Source organism: Pseudomonas mercuritolerans (assembly GCF_025706525.1).
Lineage (GTDB): Bacteria > Pseudomonadota > Gammaproteobacteria > Pseudomonadales > Pseudomonadaceae > Aquipseudomonas > Aquipseudomonas mercuritolerans.
The window spans coordinates 913,853-932,770 of record NZ_JAMSHA010000001.1 but is presented as its reverse complement, the minus strand read 5'-3'; the positions used below and the strand labels follow the sequence as shown (position 1 = coordinate 932,770).

Sequence of the window (18,918 nt, the reverse complement as noted above, 5' to 3'; positions counted from 1 at the left end):
AAAACCTGGCAATTGTTTGATCCAGCTCGCCAGATCGAGCGATCAAAGCATCTATGCTGCATCTCTTTAACGGCCGCTCCAGAGCCGACTTGAACCGTATAAGGCCCGTGATCCCTTGACCAGTCCTGTCCTGCAAACCGTTGCCCTGGCGTGTGAACGCGATCTGCGGCTGCTGTTCGAAAACCTCGAATTGCGCCTGGCCAGTGGCGACATGGTGCAGATCAGCGGCCCCAACGGCAGCGGCAAGACCAGTCTTTTACGTCTGCTCGCCGGTTTGATGCAACCCACCGATGGCCAGGTGCTGCTCAATGGTCAACCGCTGACCGAACAGCGCAGCGAACTCGCACGCAACCTGCTGTGGATCGGCCACGCCGCCGGGATCAAGGATCTGCTCACTCCCGAAGAAAACCTGTCATGGCTGTGCGCCTTGCACCATCCCGCCGAACGCGAGGCGATCTGGCAGGCACTGGCAGCGGTAGGATTGCGCGGTTTCGAAGACGTTCCCTGCCACAGCCTTTCCGCCGGCCAGCAGCGCCGTGTGGCGCTGGCGCGGTTGTATCTGGACAGCCCGCCGTTGTGGATTCTCGACGAACCTTTCACCGCGCTGGACAAGCAGGGCGTTGCGCAACTGGAAGAGCATCTGGCCGGCCACTGCGAACGCGGCGGCCTGGTGGTGCTGACCACCCACCACACCCTGAGCCGCATGCCGGCCGGTTATCGCGACATCGATCTGGGGAAATGGGCGGTATGAGTGTCTTCGGCCTGCTGCTTGCCCGCGAATCGCGACTGCTGTTCCGCCGCCCGGCGGAGCTGGCCAATCCGCTGATTTTCTTTGCCATCGTCATTGCCCTTTTCCCGCTGGCCGTCGGCCCGGAAACTCAAGTCTTGCAAAACCTGTCCCCGGGGTTAGTCTGGGTGGCGGCGTTGTTGTCGGTCCTGCTTTCGCTGGACGGATTGTTTCGCAGTGACTTCGAAGACGGCTCGCTGGAACAGTGGGTCCTTTCGTCGCACCCGCTGCCGCTTCTGGTCCTGGCCAAGGTGCTGGCACACTGGCTGTTCTCCGGTCTGGCACTGGTGCTGCTGTCGCCGTTGCTGGCGCTGATGCTCGGTTTGCCAGCCGCGTGCCTGCCGGTGTTGCTGCTGTCGTTGCTGCTCGGTACGCCGGTGTTGAGCCTGCTCGGTGCAGTCGGGGCGGCGCTGACGGTTGGCCTGAAGCGCGGCGGTCTGTTGCTGGCGCTGCTGATTCTGCCGCTGTACATCCCGGTGTTGATCCTTGGCAGTGGCGCGTTGCAAGCGGTGCTACAAGGCATGCCGGCGACCGGATACCTGTTGTGGTTGGCCAGCCTCACAGCGCTGGCGATTACCCTGACACCCTTTGCAATAGCCGCTGGCCTGAAGATCAGCGTCGGCGAATAATAATGAGGCCTGGTCAAAAATTGACCACTTCTTCCAGAAGAAAGGCATGACCCTCTGCCAGCTCGCGATGATGAGCGGCAACCGTGATGGAAACAGTATGAACTGGACCTGGTTTCACAAGCTCGGCTCGCCCAAGTGGTTCTACGGCATCAGCGGCAAATTTCTGCCGTGGTTGAGCATCGCAGCGTTGCTGCTGATCGGCGTTGGCGTGGTCTGGGGCCTGGCCTTCGCGCCGCCGGATTACCAGCAAGGCAACAGCTTTCGCATCATCTATATCCACGTACCTGCAGCGATGCTCGCCCAGTCGATCTACGTGATGCTCGCGGTGTGCGGCGTGGTCGGGCTGGTGTGGAAAATGAAGCTGGCCGATGTCGCCCTGCAATGCGCTGCTCCGATCGGCGCGTGGATGACCGCCGTGGCGCTGGTCACCGGGGCGATCTGGGGCAAGCCGACCTGGGGCTCGTGGTGGGTGTGGGACGCGCGCCTGACCTCGATGTTGATTCTGCTGTTTCTGTATTTCGGCGTGATCGCGCTGGGCAACGCCATCAGCAATCGTGACAGCGCCGCCAAGGCCTGCGCGGTGCTGGCGATTGTTGGCGTGATCAACATTCCGATCATCAAATACTCGGTGGAGTGGTGGAACACCCTGCACCAGGGCGCGACTTTCACTCTTACGGAAAAACCGGCGATGCCAGCGGAAATGTGGCTGCCGCTGCTGCTGACGGTGCTGGGGTTCTACTGCTTCTTCGGCGCTGCGCTGTTGCTGCGCATGCGTCTTGAAGTGCTCAAGCGCGAAGCCCGCGCCAGTTGGGTGAAGGCTGAAGTGCAGCAGAGTCTGGAGGCGGTGCGATGAGTTTTGCTTCATTCGGCGATTTTCTCGCCATGGGCCATCACGGCCTGTATGTCTGGTCGGCCTACGGCATCTGTCTGGCGGTGCTGGCCCTCAACGTGGTGGCGCCGATTGCGGCGCGCAAGCGTTATCTGCAACAAGAGGCGCGTCGTCTGCGCCGGGAGAACGGCAAGTGAATGCGCTGCGCAAAAAACGTCTGATCATCATTCTGGCGATTCTGGTCGGAGTGGGCGCTGCTGTTGGCCTGGCCCTGAGCGCGCTGCAGGAAAACATCAATCTGTTTTACACGCCGACGCAGATCGCCAACGGCGAAGCACCGCAGGACACGCGCATCCGCGCCGGCGGCATGGTCGAGGCCGGTTCGCTGCAACGCTCCAAGGATTCGCTGGACGTCAAATTCGTCGTCACCGACTTCAACAAATCCGTGACCATCGCCTATCGCGGCATCCTCCCGGATCTGTTCCGCGAAGGGCAGGGCATCGTCGCCCTCGGCAAGCTCAACGCTGATGGTGTAGTGGTCGCCGATGAAGTGCTCGCCAAGCACGACGAGAAATACATGCCGCCGGAAGTGACCAAAGCGCTGAAGGACAGCGGTCAATCCGCACCGACGCCTGTGAAGGAGGGTTGATCGATGACCTCGGCGATTTTTATTCCTGAGTTGGGCCATCTGGCGATGATCCTTGCCCTGTGCTTTGCCCTCGTGCAAGCGGTGGTGCCATTGGTCGGTGCCTGGCGCGGTGACCGTTTCTGGATGAGTCTGGCCCAGCCCGCCGCATGGGGGCAGTTTGCCTTTTTGTTGTTTGCGTTCGGCATTTTGACCTACGCATTCATGACCGATGATTTCTCTGTCGCCTACGTGGCAAACAACTCCAACACCGCTTTGCCGTGGTACTACAAATTTAGCGCGGTGTGGGGCGCCCACGAAGGTTCACTGCTGCTGTGGGCGTTGATCCTCGGCGGCTGGACCTTCGCCGTGTCGGTGTTCTCCCGGCAGTTGCCGCAAGTCATGCTCGCCCGGGTACTGGCGGTGATGGGTATGATCAGCACCGGTTTCCTGCTGTTCCTGATCCTCACGTCCAACCCGTTCAAACGCATCCTGCCGCAGATGCCGAGCAATGGCGCTGACCTCAATCCACTGTTGCAAGACATTGGCCTGATCGTTCACCCGCCGATGTTGTACATGGGCTACGTCGGCTTTTCGGTGGCATTCGCATTCGCCATCGCAGCGTTGATGGGCGGTCGCCTCGATGCGGCGTGGGCGCGCTGGTCGCGGCCATGGACGATCGTCGCCTGGGCGTTCCTCGGCATTGGCATCACCCTCGGTTCGTGGTGGGCGTATTACGAACTCGGCTGGGGCGGCTGGTGGTTCTGGGATCCGGTGGAAAACGCCTCGTTCATGCCTTGGCTGGTCGGCACAGCGCTGATTCACTCGCTGGCGGTCACCGAGAAACGCGGTGTGTTCAAGAGCTGGACGGTGTTGCTGGCGATTGCCGCGTTTTCATTGAGCCTGCTCGGCACCTTCCTGGTTCGCTCGGGCGTGCTGACGTCGGTGCACGCGTTTGCCTCGGATCCGGAGCGCGGCGTGTTCATCCTGATTTTCCTGCTGTTTGTGGTCGGCGGTTCGCTGACGCTGTTTGCGCTGCGTGCGCCGGTGGTGAAAAGTCAGGTTGGCTTCAATCTGTGGTCGCGGGAAACCTTGCTACTGGGCAACAACCTGGTGCTGGTCGTCGCTGCATCGATGATCCTGCTTGGGACCTTGTATCCGCTGATTCTTGATGCCATCAGTGGCGCCAAACTGTCGGTCGGCCCGCCGTACTTCAATGCGTTGTTCATACCGTTGATGGCATTGCTGATGCTGGTCATGGCGATCGGTGTGATCGTGCGCTGGAAGGACACGCCAGTGAAATGGCTGGCGAGCATGCTCACTCCGGTGCTGCTCGGCAGCGTCGCATTGGCCGTTGTGGCCAGCGTGGCCTACGGCGATTTCAACTGGGCGGTAATTGCGACTTTCCTGCTCGCCGCTTGGGTGTTGCTCGCCGGTGTGCGCGACCTGTTCGACAAGACTCGCCACAAAGGCCTGATCAAAGGTTTGCCGACGCTGACCCGCAGTTATTGGGGCATGCAGATCGCCCACCTCGGCATCGCCGTGTGCGCGCTGGGTGTGGTGTTGTCGAGCCAGAACAGTGCCGAGCGCGACCTGCGTCTGGCGCCGGGCGAGTCGATGGATCTGGCCGGCTATCAGTTCGTCTTCGAAGGCGCCAAGCATTTCGAGGGGCCGAATTTTACCTCGGACAAAGGCACCATCCGCGTCATTCGCGATGGCAAGGAAATCAGCGTGCTGCACCCGGAAAAACGTCTGTACACCGTGCAGAACTCGGTGATGACCGAAGCCGGGATCGACGCCGGTTTCACTCGCGATCTCTACGTTGCCCTCGGCGAGCCGCTGGATAACGGCGCCTGGGCCGTGCGCGTACATGTCAAACCGTTCGTGCGCTGGATCTGGTTCGGCGGCTTGCTCACCGGATTGGGTGGATTGCTGGCGGCGCTGGATCGGCGTTATCGGGTCAAGGTGAAAAGCAAAGTGCGCGAGGCACTGGGCATGACGGGAGCGGCGGCATGAGGCGTTGGTTGATGTTGTTGCCGTTGGCGATTTTTCTGCTGGTTGCGGTATTTCTCTATCGTGGCTTGTACCTGGATCCGGCGGAACTGCCGTCGGCGATGATCAACAAGCCGTTCCCGGAGTTTTCCCTGCCGAGCGTGCAGGGCGACAAGACGCTGACCAAGGCCGACATTCTCGGCAAACCGGCGCTGGTCAATGTCTGGGGCACCTGGTGCATCTCCTGCCGGGTCGAGCACCCGGTACTGAACAAACTCGCCGAGCGCGGCGTGGTGATCTACGGCATCAACTACAAGGACACCAATGCCGACGCCTTGAAGTGGCTGGCCGAGTTTCACAATCCGTATGCGCTGGATATTCGTGACGACGAGGGTTCGCTGGGCTTGAATCTTGGTGTCTACGGCGCGCCGGAAACCTTCTTCATCGATGCCAAAGGCATCATCCGCGACAAGTTCGTCGGGGTGATCGACGAGCAGGTCTGGCGCGAAAAACTCGCAGCCAAGTATCAGGCGCTGGTCGATGAGGCCAAGCCATGAAGCGTTTTCTCGCAGCGGTGGTGCTGGGTTTGAGCCTGGCCGGTGTCGCCCATGCGGCCATCGACACCTACGAATTTGCCAAAGAGGGCGACCGCGAGCGTTTCCGCGAACTGACCAAGGAACTGCGCTGCCCCAAGTGCCAGAACCAGGACATTGCCGATTCCAACGCGCCGATCGCCGCCGACCTGCGCAAGGAGATTTTCCGCATGCTCGGTGAGGGCAAGGACAATCAGCAGATCATCGACTTCATGGTCGATCGCTATGGTGATTTCGTCCGCTACAAACCGGCGCTCAATGCCAAGACTGCGCTGCTGTGGTTCGGCCCGGCCGGTCTGCTGCTCGGTGGTTTCGTGGTGATCGCGCTGATCGTGCGCAGGCGTCGCGGGCAACGTGCCGAAACGCCGTCATCGCTGTCTGCCGAAGAACGTCAGCGCCTCGACCAACTGTTGGATAAAAACCAAGAATGATTGATTTCTGGCTTGCCGCAGGGCTGTTGCTTCTGGTCGCCCTGAGTTTTCTGCTGATCCCGGTGCTGCGCGAACGCCGTGCCCAGCGGGAAGAAGATCGCACCGCGTTGAACGTCGCGCTGTATCAGGAACGGGTGGCCGAGCTGCAAGCGCAGCAGGCCGAGGGCGTGCTCGACGCCGCGCAACTGGACAGCGGCCGCGCGGAAGCTGCACGGGAGCTGCTCGCTGATACCGAAGGCGTTGCCGCACCGCGTGTCTCGCGTCTGGGCAAGCCGTTGCCGCTGCTGGCCGCCGTGCTGGTACCGGTGCTGGGCCTCGGTCTGTACCTGCATTTCGGCGCCGCCGACAAGGTCGAACTGACCCGCGAATTCGCTCAGGCACCGCAGTCGATGGAAGAGATGACCCAGCGTCTGGAACGTGCGGTGGCCGCACAACCGGATTCCGCTGAAGGTCTGTATTTCCTCGGCCGTACCTACATGGCTCAGGACCGCCCGGCAGACGCGGCGAAGATGTTCGAGCGCGCCGCCAACCTCGCCGGTCGACAGCCGGAGCTGCTCGGCCAGTGGGCGCAGGCGCAGTATTTTGCTGACGGTAAAAAGTGGTCGGAGCAGATTCAGAAACTGACCGACGAAGCGCTGAAGGCCGATCCGAAAGAAGTCACCAGCCTCGGCCTGCTCGGCATCGCCGCGTTCGAAGGCGAGCGTTATCAGGAGGCCATCGACTACTGGAATCGCCTGCTCGCGCAACTGCCGCCGGATGACAACTCTCGCGCTGCGCTGCAAGGCGGCATCGAGCGTGCCGCCGAGCGCCTGAAGGCAAGCGGTGGCAAGGTTGCCGAGGCAGCGGCGCCGAAAGCTGCGTTGCTCACAGTCAGCGTTGATCTGGCCAGCGAACTCAAAGGCAAGGTGCAACCGGGCGACAGCGTGTTCATCTTCGCCCGCGCCACTTCTGGCCCACCGGCGCCGCTGGCGGCCAAACGCCTGACCGTCGCCGACCTGCCGGTGACCGTCGAACTGGGCGATGCCGACGCAATGATGCCGCAGTTGAAACTGTCCAACTTCCCTGAAGTCCAACTGGTTGCGCGCATCTCACGGGCCGGTCAACCGACTGCCGGTGAGTGGATCGGTCGCAGCGGCCCACTGGCCAGCAGCACCACCGCGCTACAAAAACTGACTATCGACAGCCCGGACAAGTAACCGGACCCAACAGGAAAGTACCGCCATGCACACCATCGCCCGCATCACAGTCCTCACACTGGCCCTGGGCTTGAGTGCATGTGCGGTACAACGCCCGGAACCGACCACCAGCCTGCCGCCGATCCCGCCGTCTCAGCCAAGTCCAACTCCGTCGACCTCGCCGACTCCCGGCAAGAGCATCCCGGCCAAACCCGCCAAGCCCGTGCCACGCACCTCGGCCAGCTTCGCCCCGCCACCGGGCGGCAATAGCCACTGGGACCAGAAACTCGGCGTCTACGTCCTCGACGACCAGACCAACACCTTCTACCGCCAGCGCACCTACTACCGCTGGAACAACGGCTGGAGCCGCTCGGTCAGCCCCAACGGCCCGTGGGAAGACACCAACATCCACGGCGTCCCGCCGGGGTTGGGCAAGAAGTTCGGGCAGTAAGAGAAACGGCGATCCTGGGATCGCCGTTTTTTTTGCGTCTGATTTTCAGAGAATCGCACGATAGTTGGCTAACACCTTTACCGACTCGACTAGTCCTTGCCGTTGGAGAAAGCCAAGATATTTGTCCACCTCCACATTGGGCGTTTTCAATTGCCGTCGCTGGCTTTGAGCCGCAGCGACGACGGCAGCCGAATCAAGATGGAAAAGGTTTTCCACAAACTCATCCGGGTGCTGAGCTTCAATGCCGTATGGCGCGAGGTGACGGGTGGGGAAATCTTTCAGGTTGAACGTCACTATTACATCGGCACCGCATCGGATTGCGGCCGCTAGAACATGGCGATCGTTCTCATCAGGCAGTGTCAGGCCTGACACCAAGTCTTCATAGCCATCGATACACGCGTCTGGAATGGCCAGGTCCATCAATTGCGATGTGCGATCGAGTTGTTCGAGAGTCAGGTCGGACCTGTTCTTCAATAAGTTACGCTTCCATTCGTGGTGTATTTCCTGAGTCCAGCGAGCCCGATACAGCCCTGACAACGCGAGCCACATCAGGAAATCTCTTAGAGGGGCCGGATATAAAACGCATGCATCGTATACAGCAGTGAAAGAGGAATGCCTCACTCGTATCCTGTCCTTAGCGCCTGTGCCTGCTCCGCGAGAAGCATCATTGCCTGCTCGCTGGCGGTGTCTCGCCGGGTTTTATATTCCATCAGATCGGCAAAACGCACACGTCGGTGCTTGCCTGTTTTGTGGTAGGAAATCTCACCGCGCTCCAGCAGTTTGATCATGTGCGGACGTGAGACGTTGAGCAGATCGGCAGCTTCCTGCGTGGTCAGCTCCGCGTGGATCGGTACCACCTTCACAGCGTTGCCCTGCGCCAGCGCCGCGAGGATATCGCTCAGCAAGCGCAACGCCGATGTTGGCAGCTCGACGCTGTGGGCTTCGTTCTGTTCATCAAAAATCTGGATTCGCTGAGTTTCAAAACCGCTTGCGAGAAATGCGGTCAGGGCGCGCTGGCCTGCAATCGCGGCTTTGACCTCACGTTCGACGGGCAGATTGATGGCGGATGGAGTAGCGGTGGTCATAAGACAGTTCCAGCATTGTAAGGAAGATCCGCGGACGTTATTCGAATCAAACGAAATTCGCAATAAACGAAACTGGTTAAGGAATACTTTGTAAAACAACCAACCATCACCCCGTCCCTTTCTGTGCTTGAGTAAAAATAACTCTAGAGTTACTTTTAATGGGCCAAGCCAAGGAGGCGGTTGGTGCAGAGCAGGCTATTGATGAAGGAGCTGGAGGAGGCGGGCTGGACGCTGGATCGGGTTGCGGGCAGTCATCACATCTTCACTCATCGTTACAACCCGAACACGATTGCCGTCCCGCACCCGAAAAAAGATTTACCGCTGGGGACAGTCAAAAGCATTCGGCGGCGCGCGGGGTTATTCAGCCCGCCAACCCGTCATGAAGGAGATCCGTAATGCAATATCCCATCTGCATCGAGTGGGGTGACGAGAACACTGCCATCGGCATTCAGATCCCCGATATTCCCGGCGCAGTCACGGCCGGGGACAGCTTTGAGGAGGCTTACAACGCGGCCGTGGAAGTCGCGCACCTGATGCTGCAGGAAATCGCGGCGGCCGGGCAGGCGGTTCCGATGCCGAACTCGGCAGCGGCGCATCGCAATCATCCGGATTTTGCCGAGATGGGCTGGGGCATGCTGGAGCTGGATATCTCGCCGTACCTGGGCAAGACCGAAAAGGTCAACGTTACGCTGCCCGGCTATGTGATTCAGCGTATTGATCGCTATGTACGCGAGCACAACGTGAAAAGCCGCTCGTCGTTTCTGGCGGATGCGGCGATGGAGAAACTGGTTCGGTATTGAAGGCTTGTCCAATTGTGGGAGCGAGCCTGCTCGCGAAGGCGTCAGGTCAGGCACTCATCTGGCTGACACACCGCGTTCGCGAGCAGGCTCGCTCCCACACTGGTTTTGTGTATTGCAGTGATTCGCAGGTCACCCAAAACCTGTAGGAGCGAGCTTGCTCGCGAAGCTTTTGACGCCCTCAAGCCGTGGCCAATGAAGCGCGTCGTGAAGTGCTCAAAAACCGCAACAACGCCAGCAACGGAAACACGCTGCCGACAATCACGATCCACAACCAGCCGCCATGCTCGTACACCGCGCTGGCCACCGAGGAGCCGAAAGCGCCGCCGATAAAGATGCTGGTCATGTACAGCGCGTTCAAACGGCCACGACTTTTCGCGTCCAGCGAGTACACCGCGCGTTGGCCGAGGACCATGTTCATCTGCACGCAGAAGTCGAGTACCACGCCGGTCACGGCCAGGCCGATGACGCTGTAGGCCGGGTGAATGAAGGCGGGCAGGAAGCTCAGGCTGGCGAAGAGCATGGCCAGCAGCGAGGCGATGCGTGTGTGGCCGGCATCGGCGAGGCGGCCGCTGATTGGCGCGGCGATGGCACCGATGGCGCCGACCAGGGCGAAGATGGCGATTTCGCTTTGCGACAGGCCATGGTTGCGTGCAAGTTCCAGTGGCACGGCGGTCCAGAACAGGCTGAACGTGGCAAACATGCAGCCCTGGTAAAACGCCCGCTGACGCAGCACCGGTTGCTGGCGCAGCAGCGTCCACAGCGAGCCGATCAATTGGCCATAAGTTGCGCTGTGATCTGGCTGGCGCTTGGGCACGGTCAGCGCCAGCACCATGCTGATCGCTGCCATCAGCGCTGCGGCGATCATGAACATGGCGCGCCAGCCGAGGTGATCGGCGACCACGCTTGACACCGGTCGCGCCAAAAGAATACCCAGCAGCAAACCGCCCATGATCCCGCCCACCACGCGGCCACGGGACTCTTCCGGCGCCAGATGCGCGGCCAGCGGAATCAGGATCTGCACCGACACCGAGCTGAAGCCGACCAGCAGTGAGATCAGCAGGAACACGTTCGGCTGCTCGGTAAACGCTGCGCCAAGCAGACTGGCGATTGCCACCAGCGTGGTGATGATCATCAGCCGCCGGTTTTCCAGCAGATCTCCCAACGGCACCAGAAAGAACAGGCCCAACGCATAGCCGATCTGCGTCAGCGAGACGATGAAACTGGCCATGGTGTCGGAGAGGCCGATGTCCGGCGCGATCAGGCCGATGATCGGTTGTGCGTAGTAGATGTTGGCAACAATGGCGCCGCAGCAGAACGCGAACAGCAGGACCAGGCCTCGGGTCATTGCGTGAGGGGTGGCGGTCATAGGGGATCTCGGGTCGGGCACAGGAAAGCGATGAGGCTAATGGACAGCGCGGGTTAGCAGAAGACGTTTTTGGATGATAACTGTTATTACGTTGTGTAATGACGGGTCTTGAAATCTGGGTCAAGGGGGCGGGTAGGGTCTTGTATTTCCTGGTACACCCATAAAAGCCCCTCACCCTAACCCTCTCCCAGAGGGAGAGGGAACCGATCGGGGGATGCTTGGGAGGTACGCCGACCTGATGGTTATTCGCTGAATCCACAACGGTCGAATCCAAAAATTATCTCTCTCGATCCATAATCGACTCGGTCCTGCAGGTCGATGTCTGACTTAAGTCACCTCGGTCGGCCCCCTCTCCCAATGGGAGAGGGCTGGGGTGAGGGGCTTCTGGCTCAACAAAAAAGGCGACCCCAGCGGGTCGCCTTTTGATTTTTTCAGATCAAGCCTTACTGCCCGCTATAAATCTGATCAAACACCCCACCATCATTGAAGTGGGTTTTCTGCACCGTGCGCCAGTCACCAAAGGTCTTCTCCACTGACAAGAAATCCACTTTCGGGAAACGGTCGGTGTACTTTGCCAGCACTGCCGGGTCACGCGGGCGCAGGTAGTTGGCCGCCGCAATTTCCTGGCCTTCAGGCGACCACAGGTACTTCAGATACTCGTCAGCCGCAGCGCGCGAGCCTTTCTTGTCGACGACTTTGTCGACCACCGAAACCGGTGGCTCGGCTTCTGCGGAGACGCTTGGGTAGATAACTTCGAACTGATCGCGACCGAACTCGCGAGCGATCATTTCCGCTTCGTTTTCAAAGGTCACCAGCACGTCGCCGATCTGGTTGGTCATGAACGTGGTGGTGGCGGCGCGGCCCCCGGTGTCGAGCACCGGCGCCTGCTTGAACAGCTTGCCAACGAAGTCCTTGGCCTTGTTCTCGTCACCGCCATTCTTCAGCACATAACCCCAGGCCGACAGGTAGGTGTAGCGACCATTACCCGAAGTTTTCGGGTTGGGCACAATCACCTGCACGCCGTCCTTGAGCAGGTCCGGCCAGTCTTTCAGCGCTTTCGGGTTGCCCTTGCGGACGATGAATACCGTGGCCGAGGTGAACGGTGCGCTGTTGTTCGGCAGGCGCGTGACCCAATTGTCCGGGACCAGTTTGCCGTTGTCGGCGAGGGCATTGATGTCGGTGGCCATGTTCATGGTGATGACGTCAGCCGGCAGGCCGTCGATCACCGAACGCGCCTGCTTGCTCGAGCCGCCGAAGGACATCTGCACGGTGATGTTCTCCTTGTGCTCGGCTTGCCAGTGCTTCTGGAACGCAGTGTTGTAGTCCTTGTAGAAATCGCGCATCACGTCGTAGGAGACGTTGAGCAGCGTCGGTGCTGCCTGGACGATGTTGGCCAAGGCCAGGCCGGCGGCGAGAAGTGAGGCGCCAAAGAGTTTTTTCACTGCGCATTCCTTGTTCTATGGGGTGTCGTGTCAAAAATGAGGCGATTTGCCAGCGACTATAGCGGGCCTCGCATAGTCGCTTAAAGATTAAAAAGCTCTGTGCTTATTCCAGTTTCTTGAACAGCTGACTACCGCAGCGCGAACAGAACGCCGCGCTCTGCTCGTGGGTCTTTTTCTGACAGCCCGGGCAGTCAGTTTGCAGCTGCTCGCCGCGCATCGCATTGGCCAGTTCTGCAGTAAAAATCCCTGTGGGCACGGCGATGATCGAGTAACCGGTGATCATCACCAGCGAGGAAATCACCTGGCCCAGCGGCGTCTTCGGCACGATGTCGCCGAAGCCCACAGTGGTCAAGGTTACGATCGCCCAATAGATGCCCTTGGGAATACTGGTGAAGCCATGCTCCGGGCCTTCGATCACGTACATCAGCGTGCCGAACACCGTCACCAGCGTGCACACGCTGACCAGAAACACGACGATTTTCTGCTTGCTGCCGCGCAGCGCCGACATCAGATAGTTGGCTTGCTTGAGATACGGGCTGAGCTTGAGCACGCGGAAAATCCGCAGCATCCGAATGATGCGGATGATCAGTAGATACTGCGCATCGCTGTAATACAGCGCGAGGATGCCCGGCACGATCGCCAGCAGGTCCACCAGGCCATAAAAGCTGAAGGCATAGCGCAGTGGCTTGGGCGAGCAGTACAGACGCAGGATGTACTCGCCGAGGAAGATCGCCGTGAAGCCCCACTCGATATAGGCCAGGACGTCGGCGTAATTACGGTGAATGCTGTCGATACTGTCGAGCATCACGATCACCAGGCTGGCGAGGATGATCACCAGCAGGATGCCGTCGAAGCGACGCCCGGCCGGGGTGTCGCTCTGGAAAATCATGACGTAGAGCCGTTCGCGCCAATTGTTGCTGCTGTCCATGGATAACGCCTGAATCGAAGATCAGCGCAGCCTAGGGTGATTCTCCTCGTGAGCGCAAGACTCATGCGCAAGCGACGCTTTGCCAAGCATTTGAATGCCGGCACGAATCAACCAGCAGGCGAGGATGAACGGCGCGGTCAGGGTGGCCAGCCCGAGGGCGGCAAACAGCGGCGTCACCAGCAGGGCCAGGACAATGGCGAGCAGCGGCAGCCACGGATTTTGTCGCTGAGCGCTGAAGGCGAGGGCGGCGAGTACAGCGTTGTAGCCACCGAGCCCGAGCAGTGCGGCGGACGTTTCGTGGTGCAGCAGGCTGGAACCGAGGCCGATCGCCGACGCCAGCAGCGCCCAGCAGAACGCACGGCGATCGGCAATCAGCAGACCGCTGGCAATCAACGCCCCGGCCAAAGGATGGTCGAGGAACATAACCTGGCCGAATCCGCGCAGTTCAGCGGCCAGCAGATTTGTCGTGTTCAGGTCGACCGATGCCACCGGCGCGGACGGTTCGGCGAACATCAGCAGCACCCAGCTGAGCGCCACGAACGGCGAGGTATACGCCGGTATGGCGCGACTGCGGTACACATGTTTGAGCCATTGCTGAGTGAGCATCGCGCTCAAGCCGCCAGCCGCAAGAATCAACGGCGGCAGCAGCGGCGACCACGGGAAATACAGGCTCAGCAGCAGGCCGAGCAGCACGCCGTTGTAGCTGAACAACCCGGCCTGGCGATCGGCCTTGGCGTAGTTGCGCCGCTGCGCGGTGAGCAGACCGGCAACGCCACCGAGCAGCGCCCCGGCGAACAGTACCGGCGCGGTCAGCAGAATCGCCAACAGGCACAGCAGCCCGCACAGCGGATGGCGCTGGAAGAAAATCTGACTGAAACCGTTGAGCAAAGCCTCGGCCCAGTCGGGGCAGTGGGTGTTGAAGTGATTGGCAGGCATGGCAGTTCTGAAGGTCAGGGAAAACCGAGGCGCCTGCTTCGCGAGCAGGCTCGCTCCCACATTGAATCTTTGTTCAGTCATTGAGTTTGTGGTGCACACAAATCAACTGTGGGAGCGAGCCTGCTCGCGAAGAGGCCGGTACAGGCGCTAAATCAACGTCTCAATGCGCAGCGAATTGGTCGACCCCGGCTGCCCGAACGGCACGCCGGCGGTAATCAGCAGCGTGTCGCCACGCTCGGCCATGCCTTGCGCCTGGGCGATTTCCAACGCGGTCGAGCAGACTTCGTCGACCTGACGCAGGCGATCGTTGACCACCGAATGAATGCCCCACGCCACGCTCAAGCGCCGCGCGGTTTGCAGGTTCGGCGTCAGATTGAGGATCGGTGCTTTCGGCCGTTCCCGGGATGCGCGCAGCGTCGAGGCGCCGGACTCGCTGTAATTGACCAGCACCGCCACCGGCAGCACGTTGCTGATCCGGCGGATCGCGCAACTGATCGCATCGGAAACCGTCGCCTCGGCTTTCGGACGGCTGACGTCGAGCTGAGTCTGGTAATCCGGGCCGTTCTCAACCTGACGGATGATCTTGCTCATCATCTGCACGGCTTCCAGCGGGTATTCGCCGGATGCGGTTTCCGCCGAGAGCATCACTGCATCGGCGCCTTCGGCCACGGCGTTGGCGACGTCGGTGACTTCGGCGCGGGTAGGGGCAGGGGAGAAGCGCATCGACTCGAGCATCTGCGTCGCCACCACCACCGGTTTGCCCAGCGCACGGCAGGTGGTGATGATGTTTTTCTGAATCTGCGGCACGCTTTCCGCCGGCACTTCCACACCAAGATCACCGCGCGCGACCATGATCGCGTCGCTCAACTCAGCAATCTCACGCAATTGCTCGACCGCCGAAGGCTTTTCGATTTTCGCCATCAGAAAGGCTTTGTCGCCGATCAATGCGCGGGCTTCGACAATGTCCTGCGGGCGCTGCACGAACGACAGCGCGACCCAATCCACCCCCAGTTCCAGACCGAAGCTCAAATCGCGGCGATCCTTGGCGGTCAGCGGGCTGAGGTCGAGCACCGCTTGCGGCACGTTCACACCTTTGCGATCAGACAGTTCGCCGCCGTTGAGCACAGTGGTGTCGATTGCATCGGCGTACTTGGTGACCACGCGCAGGCGCAGCTTGCCGTCGTCGAGCAGCAGATCCATGCCCGCTTCCAGCGCGGCAATGATCTCCGGATGCGGCAGGTTGACCCGGCGCTCATCGCCCGCTGTCGTATCGAGATCGAGGCGGAACGCCTGACCGCGATGCAGCTGCACCTTACCATCAGCGAATTTGCCGACACGCAGTTTCGGTCCTTGCAGATCCATGAGAATGCCCAGCGGGTAGTTGAGCTGGCGCTCGACTTCGCGGATCCATTGATAGCGCTTGGCGTGGTCGGCGTGATCGCCATGGCTGAAATTCAGGCGGAAGATGTTGACCCCGGCCTCGACCAGTTCGCGGATGTCGTCGATACCATCGACCGCCGGGCCGAGGGTGGCGAGGATTTTGACCTTTTTATCAGGCGTCATGATTTGCAGTTCTCAAGGATCAGAATGGCGCGGAAGTCGTTGACGTTGGTGCGGGTCGGCTCGGTGACGATCAGCGCATCGAGCGCCTGGAAGTAGCCGTAGCCGTTGTTGTTATCCAGCTCGTCGCTGGCGCTCAGACCGAGGGCGGCGGCGCGGGCGTAGCTGTCCGGGGTCATGATTGCGCCGGCGTTGTCTTCCGAGCCGTCGATGCCATCGGTGTCGCCGGCCAGCGCGTAGACGCCGGGCTGGCCCTTGAGGCTGTCGGTCAGGCTGAGGAGGAATTCGGCATTGCGTCCGCCACGGCCATTGCCGCGCACGGTCACCGTGGTTTCACCGCCGGAGAGAATCACGCACGGCGCTGCCAAGGGCTGGCCGTGGTTGATGATCTGTCGGGCGATGCCGGCGTGGACTTTCGCCACTTCACGGGATTCGCCTTCGAGGTCGCCGAGAATCAAGGTGCTGAAACCGGCCTGACGGCATTTCACCGCAGCCGCGTCCAGCGATTGCTGCGGGCGGGCGATCAACTGGAAATGACTGCGCGCCAGGCTCGGGTCGCCGGGTTTGACCGTTTCCGATTCCGGACTTTGCAGCCAGGTGCGCACGGAGGCGGGAATGTCGATGCCGTAGCGCTTGATGATCGCCAGTGCTTCGGCTGAGGTGCTCGGGTCGGCCACGGTCGGGCCGGAGGCAATGACGGTGGCGAGGTCGCCCGGCACATCGGAAATCGCGTAGGTATAAACCGTCGCCGGCCAGCAGGCCTTGCCCAAACGCCCACCCTTGATCGCCGACAGATGCTTGCGCACGCAGTTCATCTCGCCGATGGTCGCGCCGGATTTGAGCAGGGCTTTGTTGATCGCCTGCTTATCGGCAAGGGTGATGCCTTCGGCTGGCAGGGCGAGCAGGGCAGAGCCGCCGCCGGAGAGCAGGAAGATCACGCGGTCGTCTTCAGTCAGGTTGCTGACCAGCTCCAGCACGCGTTTGGCCACGGCCAGACCGGCCGCATCCGGCACCGGGTGTGCGGCTTCGACCACTTCGATTTTTTCGCACGGAGCGCCGTGACCGTAGCGGGTCACCACCAGGCCGGTGACTTCACCCTCCCAGCAGCGCTCGACCACTTGCGGCATGGCGGCAGCGGCTTTGCCGGCGCCGATGACGATCACCCGACCCGTGCGATCGGCAGGCAAATGGGCTTCGAGGACTTGGTTCGGATGGGCCGCGTCGATGGCTGTGGCAAACAGCTCGCGCAGCAGTTGTTGCGGATCGACCGACATGGCGGGCTCCCGGAATTCTTGTTATTCGAAGGGCAACTCGGAACCCTTGTGGTAGCGAGCCTGCTCGCGAACGCGGTATGTCAGCCAACATGGATGTTGAATGTGAAGCCGCTTTCGCGAGCAGGCTCGCTCCCACAGGGTTTTGTGCAGGCTTTATTTGTTATCGCGAATCGAGAAATTGGCCATGTGCTCAAGGCCCTTGATCAGCGCCGAGTGGTCCCAGTTGCTGCCGCCGATGGCCGCGCAGGTGCTGAATACCTGCTGGGCATTGGCGGTGTTGGGCAGGTTGATGTTCAGCTCCTTGGCGCCTTGCAGGGCCAGGTTCAGGTCCTTCTGGTGCAGGCTGATACGGAAGCCCGGGTCGAAGGTGCCTTTGATCATGCGCTCGCCGTGCACTTCGAGAATCTTCGAAGAAGCGAAACCGCCCATCAGCGCTTCACGCACCTTGGCCGGGTCGGCACCGTTTTTCGAAGCGAACAGCAGGGCTTCAGCGACAGCCTGAATGTTCAGCGCGACGATGATCTGGTTCGCCACTTTGGCGGTCTGGCCGTCGCCATTGCCGCCGACCAGGGTGATGTTCTTGCCCATGGCCTGGAACAGCGGCAGGGCGCGTTCGAAGGCATCGGCGTCGCCACCGACCATGATGCTCAGGGTCGCGGCCTTGGCGCCGACTTCACCGCCGGACACTGGCGCGTCGAGGTACTGCGCGCCTTTTTCGTTGATCTTCGCCGCAAAGGCTTTGGTGGCGGTCGGCGAAATCGAACTCATGTCGATGACTACTTTGCCTTTGCCGATACCGGCGGCAACACCGTCGGCGCGGAACAGCACGTCATCGACCTGCGGGGTATCCGGAACCATGACGATGATGAATTCGGCTTCCTGCGCCACTTCGCGCGGATTGGCTAGGGCAACGGCGCCAGCGGCGACCAGATCGGCCGGGGCCGCGTCGTGGTGTTGCGACAGGAACAGGCTGTGACCGGCTTTCTGCAGGTTCGCCGCCATTGGGTGGCCCATGATGCCGGTGCCGATGAATCCGATTTTAGCCATGAGAAAATCCTCTTGTTTTTGTCGTGCTCAAGCAAATAGGGGAGGTGCTTTTCATGTGGGAGCGAGCCTGCTCGCGAATGCGGTGGAACATTCAATATCCGTGTTGACTGAACCACCGCATTCGCGAGCAGGCTCGCTCCCACAGGGGATTTGCTGTGTTTCTTAGATTGCGTTGTGCGATTTCAACCAACCCAGGCCCGCTTCGGTGGTGGTCAGCGGTTTGTACTCGCAACCGACCCAACCCTGATAGCCGATGCGATCAAGGTGTTCGAACAGGAAGCGGTAGTTGATTTCACCGGTGCCCGGCTCGTTGCGCCCCGGGTTGTCCGCGAGTTGCACGTGGTTGATCTCGCCCAGGTGCGATTGCAGGGTGCGGGCCAGATCGCCTTCCATGATTTGCATGTGATAGATGTCGTATTGCAGGAACAGATTGGCGCTGCCGACCTGTTCGCGAATCGACAGGGCTTGCGCCGTGTTGTTCAGGTAGAAGCCCGGGATGTCGCGGGTGTTGATCGCTTCCATCACCAGTTTGATGCCCACCGCTTGCAGCTTGTCGGCGGCGTATTTGAGGTTGGCGACGAAGGTCTTTTCCACGGTGGCATCGTCAACGCCTTGCGGGCGGATACCGGCCAGGCAGTTGACCTGAGTGTTGCCCAGCACTTGTGCGTAGGCGATCGCCAGATCAACCCCGGCGCGGAATTCTTCGACCCGATCCGGCAGGCAGGCAATACCGCGCTCGCCCTTGGCCCAGTCACCGGCCGGCAGGTTGAACAGCACTTGGGTCAGCCCGTTGGCCTCGAGTTTTGCCTTGATTTCAGCCGAGCTGAAGTCGTACGGGAACAGGTATTCCACTCCACTGAAACCGGCCTTGGCGGCGGCGTCGAAACGGGCAAGGAAATCCTGTTCGGTGAACAGCATGGACAGGTTGGCTGCGAAACGCGGCATGGTGGTCTCCTAAAAACTGATGA

Annotated in this window: 22 protein-coding genes; 12 read left to right on the top strand and 10 right to left on the bottom strand. The window is 60.7% G+C overall.

All coding sequences use genetic code 11. The features are described from left to right. Positions 1-115: 115 nt before the first annotated feature. The 10 genes from ccmA to ND528_RS04305 all read left to right on the top strand — a co-directional run bounded on the left by ccmA (position 116) and on the right by ND528_RS04305 (position 7,512). Positions 116-751: a cytochrome c biogenesis heme-transporting ATPase CcmA gene (ccmA, locus tag ND528_RS04350; protein ID WP_073472746.1), complete on the top strand. Its 636-nt coding sequence runs from the start codon at positions 116-118 to the stop codon at positions 749-751. Further along, complete coding sequence (ccmB, locus tag ND528_RS04345; RefSeq protein ID WP_263469767.1) at positions 748-1,416, top strand: heme exporter protein CcmB; 669 nt, start codon at positions 748-750, stop codon at positions 1,414-1,416. Before ccmA ends, ccmB begins: the two co-directional genes overlap by 4 nt. 97 nt (positions 1,417-1,513) lie before the next feature. Continuing rightward, positions 1,514-2,269: a heme ABC transporter permease gene (locus ND528_RS04340; RefSeq protein WP_130911969.1), complete on the top strand. Its 756-nt coding sequence runs from the start codon at positions 1,514-1,516 to the stop codon at positions 2,267-2,269. Next, the gene (ccmD, locus tag ND528_RS04335; protein ID WP_016771045.1) at positions 2,266-2,442 is read left to right on the top strand and encodes a heme exporter protein CcmD; all 177 of its coding nucleotides are present in this window, start codon (positions 2,266-2,268) and stop codon (positions 2,440-2,442) included. Before ND528_RS04340 ends, ccmD begins: the two co-directional genes overlap by 4 nt. Beyond that, on the top strand, positions 2,439-2,894 hold the full coding sequence (gene ccmE / locus ND528_RS04330; protein ID WP_016771044.1) for a cytochrome c maturation protein CcmE: 456 nt from the start codon (positions 2,439-2,441) through the stop codon (positions 2,892-2,894). Before ccmD ends, ccmE begins: the two co-directional genes overlap by 4 nt. A 3-nt stretch (positions 2,895-2,897) precedes the next feature. After that, complete coding sequence (locus ND528_RS04325) at positions 2,898-4,886, top strand: heme lyase CcmF/NrfE family subunit (protein WP_263469766.1); 1,989 nt, start codon at positions 2,898-2,900, stop codon at positions 4,884-4,886. Next, on the top strand, positions 4,883-5,419 hold the full coding sequence (locus tag ND528_RS04320; RefSeq protein ID WP_016771042.1) for a DsbE family thiol:disulfide interchange protein: 537 nt from the start codon (positions 4,883-4,885) through the stop codon (positions 5,417-5,419). The genes ND528_RS04325 and ND528_RS04320 overlap by 4 nt, the downstream gene beginning before the upstream one ends. Continuing rightward, the gene (locus ND528_RS04315) at positions 5,416-5,886 is read left to right on the top strand and encodes a cytochrome c-type biogenesis protein (protein WP_016771041.1); all 471 of its coding nucleotides are present in this window, start codon (positions 5,416-5,418) and stop codon (positions 5,884-5,886) included. The genes ND528_RS04320 and ND528_RS04315 overlap by 4 nt, the downstream gene beginning before the upstream one ends. After that, a complete protein-coding gene (gene ccmI / locus ND528_RS04310; RefSeq protein WP_212615594.1) occupies positions 5,883-7,082 on the top strand; it encodes a c-type cytochrome biogenesis protein CcmI in 1,200 nt (399 codons plus the stop codon). The genes ND528_RS04315 and ccmI overlap by 4 nt, the downstream gene beginning before the upstream one ends. 25 nt (positions 7,083-7,107) lie before the next feature. Further along, entirely contained in the window at positions 7,108-7,512 is a 405-nt protein-coding gene (locus ND528_RS04305; protein ID WP_073472737.1) for a hypothetical protein, read from the top strand. A gap of 45 nt (positions 7,513-7,557) precedes the next feature. Here the strand turns inward: ND528_RS04305 and ND528_RS04300 are convergent, their stop codons facing one another. Then, entirely contained in the window at positions 7,558-8,133 is a 576-nt protein-coding gene (locus ND528_RS04300) for a PIN domain-containing protein (RefSeq protein WP_130911964.1), read from the bottom strand. Further along, positions 8,130-8,597, bottom strand: coding sequence for a helix-turn-helix domain-containing protein (locus tag ND528_RS04295; RefSeq protein ID WP_130911976.1), 468 nt, complete (start codon positions 8,595-8,597; stop codon positions 8,130-8,132). The genes ND528_RS04300 and ND528_RS04295 overlap by 4 nt, the downstream gene beginning before the upstream one ends. A gap of 183 nt (positions 8,598-8,780) precedes the next feature. Here ND528_RS04295 and ND528_RS04290 point away from each other — a divergent pair, with 183 nt between their 5' ends. Together ND528_RS04290 and ND528_RS04285 are read left to right on the top strand one after the other, a co-directional pair. After that, positions 8,781-8,993: a type II toxin-antitoxin system HicA family toxin gene (locus tag ND528_RS04290; RefSeq protein ID WP_076566640.1), complete on the top strand. Its 213-nt coding sequence runs from the start codon at positions 8,781-8,783 to the stop codon at positions 8,991-8,993. Beyond that, entirely contained in the window at positions 8,993-9,397 is a 405-nt protein-coding gene (locus ND528_RS04285; protein ID WP_263469765.1) for a type II toxin-antitoxin system HicB family antitoxin, read from the top strand. The genes ND528_RS04290 and ND528_RS04285 overlap by 1 nt, the downstream gene beginning before the upstream one ends. Positions 9,398-9,575: 178 nt before the next feature. Here ND528_RS04285 and ND528_RS04280 read toward each other — a convergent pair whose 3' ends face one another. From ND528_RS04280 to hyi, 8 genes are all read right to left on the bottom strand, one after another. After that, entirely contained in the window at positions 9,576-10,763 is a 1,188-nt protein-coding gene (locus ND528_RS04280) for an MFS transporter (protein ID WP_263469764.1), read from the bottom strand. Positions 10,764-11,206: 443 nt separating this feature from the next. Beyond that, positions 11,207-12,205, bottom strand: coding sequence for a sulfate ABC transporter substrate-binding protein (locus ND528_RS04275; protein ID WP_263469763.1), 999 nt, complete (start codon positions 12,203-12,205; stop codon positions 11,207-11,209). Positions 12,206-12,308: 103 nt separating this feature from the next. Further along, a complete protein-coding gene (locus ND528_RS04270; protein ID WP_263469762.1) occupies positions 12,309-13,133 on the bottom strand; it encodes an ion transporter in 825 nt (274 codons plus the stop codon). 21 nt (positions 13,134-13,154) lie between these two features. Next, a complete protein-coding gene (locus tag ND528_RS04265; RefSeq protein ID WP_130911960.1) occupies positions 13,155-14,069 on the bottom strand; it encodes an urea transporter in 915 nt (304 codons plus the stop codon). 147 nt (positions 14,070-14,216) lie between these two features. After that, complete coding sequence (gene pyk, locus ND528_RS04260) at positions 14,217-15,632, bottom strand: pyruvate kinase (protein WP_073472724.1); 1,416 nt, start codon at positions 15,630-15,632, stop codon at positions 14,217-14,219. After that, positions 15,629-16,903, bottom strand: a complete 1,275-nt coding sequence (locus ND528_RS04255; RefSeq protein WP_263469761.1) for a glycerate kinase type-2 family protein — start codon at positions 16,901-16,903, stop codon at positions 15,629-15,631. The genes pyk and ND528_RS04255 overlap by 4 nt, the downstream gene beginning before the upstream one ends. Positions 16,904-17,056: 153 nt before the next feature. Continuing rightward, on the bottom strand, positions 17,057-17,950 hold the full coding sequence (locus ND528_RS04250; protein ID WP_016771028.1) for a 2-hydroxy-3-oxopropionate reductase: 894 nt from the start codon (positions 17,948-17,950) through the stop codon (positions 17,057-17,059). A gap of 162 nt (positions 17,951-18,112) precedes the next feature. Beyond that, positions 18,113-18,895: a hydroxypyruvate isomerase gene (gene hyi, locus ND528_RS04245; RefSeq protein ID WP_056783872.1), complete on the bottom strand. Its 783-nt coding sequence runs from the start codon at positions 18,893-18,895 to the stop codon at positions 18,113-18,115. Positions 18,896-18,918 lie beyond the last annotated feature (23 nt).